General features: G+C 38.8%; 1 protein-coding gene. It reads left to right on the top strand.

The genetic code is table 11. The features are described 5' to 3' along the window. Positions 1-387 precede the first annotated feature (387 nt). On the top strand, positions 388-3,411 hold the full coding sequence (locus tag IQ228_RS23385; RefSeq protein WP_193964602.1) for a DUF1574 domain-containing protein: 3,024 nt from the start codon (positions 388-390) through the stop codon (positions 3,409-3,411). Positions 3,412-3,466: the final 55 nt, after the last annotated feature.

Genomic DNA, 3,466 nt, shown 5'->3' on the forward strand with positions numbered 1-3,466 from the left:
TAAGAGACAGATTTTACCCCTCCCTAACCCTCCCCTTATAAAGCGGAGGGAAGTAGTACCGCAGGGCGGAAGTCAAAAATCAAAAGTCAAAAGTCAAAACGAAGACAGTATAGGCTTTTTAACGATTTAGAATGGTTGGTTTATTTATGCCGTGTTGTACTAGATTTTTATTGTTACCCTCCTTTAGGGAAACGGGGGGTAACAATGTGATGAAAATTACGGGATACCACTTTTCAAACATTCTCCAAGACCATCTTTGTCAATTTTGCAAGCTGCGTAAGTCCTAAATTATTTAAAAAAATGGCAAAATGTGATAGTTCTATGATTCTAGTTGACAAGTACAGCCGAAATTCCCCCATACAACCTTGCTGTTAAATCCCACCGCCCATGAAAACAGTATTACTTGATGATCGTCAAAATTCCTTAGTGCAATGGGTAAGCCAAGCAACGGGTATAAATACTTTCGGTGTAAAAGTCCGATTGCTAGGTAATGACCTACATATTCTCTGTGAAAATGCTGAATGTCCACAACGCTGGCAAACCTTATTGGAGTTATTGCAAGCACTACAGCAAACTGATGTAGATACCCTCACCAATGACGAACAACCGTCAATATACCAAGTATTAATTTATGGTCGAAAAAAAGGGGAACACCGTCCTCAATGGTGCCATCGGGTATATTTAAATCAACTGGAACGACATTTAGAACAGGCACTATTGGCACAGACAGAAATGCCTATAAGCCCCGGAGGCTCGCTGATTATCTCTAATGAAAGTTTGGCACGTCAAGGGGATGGGGATGCCATTGCTCGCTATTTGAGCGAACATCTCAGCCATTTAGGTATAGCAGTACAGGTAAAAATTAAACCCTCTGCGGCGAAAAATAACTCTCAGATTGTCGCTAATCGTCTTTGGGTATTTTGTCAGTCTAGCTATAGCCCTGATTCATCATTATTGGCAGAAACGGTAGCCCAAAAGCTCAGACATTTGCAGCTTGTCGGTTATCAGGATGCCATTATTGTTGCCCAAGTTCGAGGGGAAACAGAGCCAGATTGGCGGGTAAGAGTAGATTTGACACCTCCAGAGGTGATGTTAAAAGAATGGGCGCGGTGGGGAGATGTGCAAGCGATCGCTAGAATATTAACTGAAGAATTATTAGGCTTCGAAATAGCATTGCAAACTTCCCTCAAAGAATCTACCTTGCACATCTTCTGTACCCCAGCTTTTGACCCATTAGAAACCGCACCCGCACCGGATAAAACGACCGCACTACAAGCCATTGTCCCCCTACTCGAAAGTATTGCTCCTCAAGCCATTATCTCAGCCGCCATATACGGACAAAAAACCACAGACAAACAACCAACTTGGATAGATTGGGTATCTTTACCAGCATCTAAGCATCCATTCCTACTCACATCTGCATTGGAGCTTGCCCGTGCAGGTGATCAACCAGCCATGATTTTTTTACTAGAGCGACTACTCAATCCCAACCTAGATTGGCGATTGAAAACAGGTGGTATCCGGGTACTACTAGTTCGCAAAGAAGATTTATTACACATAATGTGTGATGCTCCCGTTTGTCCTACACGCTATCAAGTTTCTAGTAAAGTGACTCAATTTATCCGCCAACTAAAAATTTCTGGTATTACTGGTGTCCGTGTTTATGGTCGTCGTGCTGGTGATAAAGAACCCGTATGGCATCATGGGGCTGATCTAGAAGAACGTTCTCGATTAGTTCCCGAAGCAACACCAGAATTTGCCGCTACATCAGAATATGTAAATTCCCTAATGATAGATGAAAACAGTGAAGAAATTTTGCGTCCCGATTTAACCAATGAAAAAGTAAAAAGCTTTCTCAAAGAAGCATCAAATAATTTGTTGCTAAACACCAATAAATTAATCAGAAATTTACTTTTAAACAGTCAAATATTTACACCATCTAATCAGGAAATAGACGAAAATCCCGATAATCAAGGAATTGGCAGCGGGATGATTTGGTTAGCATTAGGATTACTTCTCGCCTTACAAAGTGATTTTATGTTAGGCTACGTCGTCGCACATACTGTTGAAAATTCACCAAAAGCTAGTAATAATATTGTTTCACCATTATCCTCACAAGCACAAGCATCCTCACTATCACCAAATAATCAGAAAACATCATTTTCAAATCAACCAGGGACAACAGAATTACTTAATAATGATCCCTCAGCCTTTAATGCTTCTGGATTTATTAATGATAATAATGCTCAATCAGGAAATTTGCCAGCCGGCCCATTAAAAGAAAAAGCCACTTCTACAGCTATTTTATTAGCAGCCAGATCGCAAATACCCAGTTTTAATGCTAGGCAATTAGATGAACAATTAGCTCTATATAAACAGCGGTTAGCTACAAAAAAACGTCCACCAGATGTCTTAATTGTTGGTTCTTCTCGCGCACTGAGAGGAGTTGATCCTGTCGCCCTTTCTAAAGCTTTATCCTCCCAAAGCCATAGCAATATTGATATATTTAACTTTGGCATTAATGGAGCAACAGCCCAAGTCGTTGATGTCCTCATCCGTCAGGTTTTAGAACCCCAAGAACTACCAAAAATAATTTTATGGGCAGATGGTTCTCGTGCCTTTAACAATGGGAGAGAAGATATTACTTTCAATGCAATTGAATCTTCACCAGGATACAAACAAATATTGCAGAAATCTCCAACAAAAGTCAAAGCTAATGAAGGTAATAAAAATCTAAAAGATCCCACAGAAAAAGTTAGTAATAAACCTAAAACAGCAGACACTAATATCTATCAAACCACTAACGATTGGTTAAATCAGTCTGTAGCTAATTTATCTGCTAGTTATAAAAGCCGTGATCAAATTAAAATTCTTCTCCAAAAACAACTTCAATATCTACCTTTTAGCTATCAACATTCCCCAGTTAAATCAAAAGTCCACATCACCCATGATTCAGAAATAGACAATAATTCTTCTCTCCAAGGAGTTGATTTTGATGGATTCTTACCTTTATCTATTCGCTATAATCCCACCACATACTATCAAAAACATCCCAAAGTTTCTGGAGACTACGATAATGATTATAAATCTTTCCAATTAGCAGGTAAACAAGATCAGGCATTCCATTCCATGTTAGAGTTTACCAAAAATAATAATATCTCTCTCGTCTTTGTGAATATGCCTCTTACTTCAGATTATTTAGATCCTGTACGCATGAAATATGAGCAACAGTTTCAAGAGTATTTATTAACCTTTACCAATCACCCTCAATTTATCTATCGTGATTTAAGTCAGCTATGGACAAAAGCAAATGATTACTTTTCAGATCCCAGTCACCTCAATCGTTATGGTGCTTATGAAGTATCCAAGAAACTAGCTATAGATCCAATGATTAGCTGGCCAACAAAATGATTAAATAGGAAATAGAGAATAGATGAGAAAATATTCTTTATCCTAACTCCTAACT

This window comes from Dolichospermum sp. LEGE 00246 (assembly GCF_015207865.1).
GTDB lineage: Bacteria > Cyanobacteriota > Cyanobacteriia > Cyanobacteriales > Nostocaceae > Dolichospermum > Dolichospermum heterosporum.

Excerpts from the sequence above, each read along its gene's own strand:
- IQ228_RS23385 (WP_193964602.1), top strand. The coding sequence starts at position 388 with ATGAAAACAGTATTACTTGATGATCGTCAAAATTCCTTAGTGCAATGG.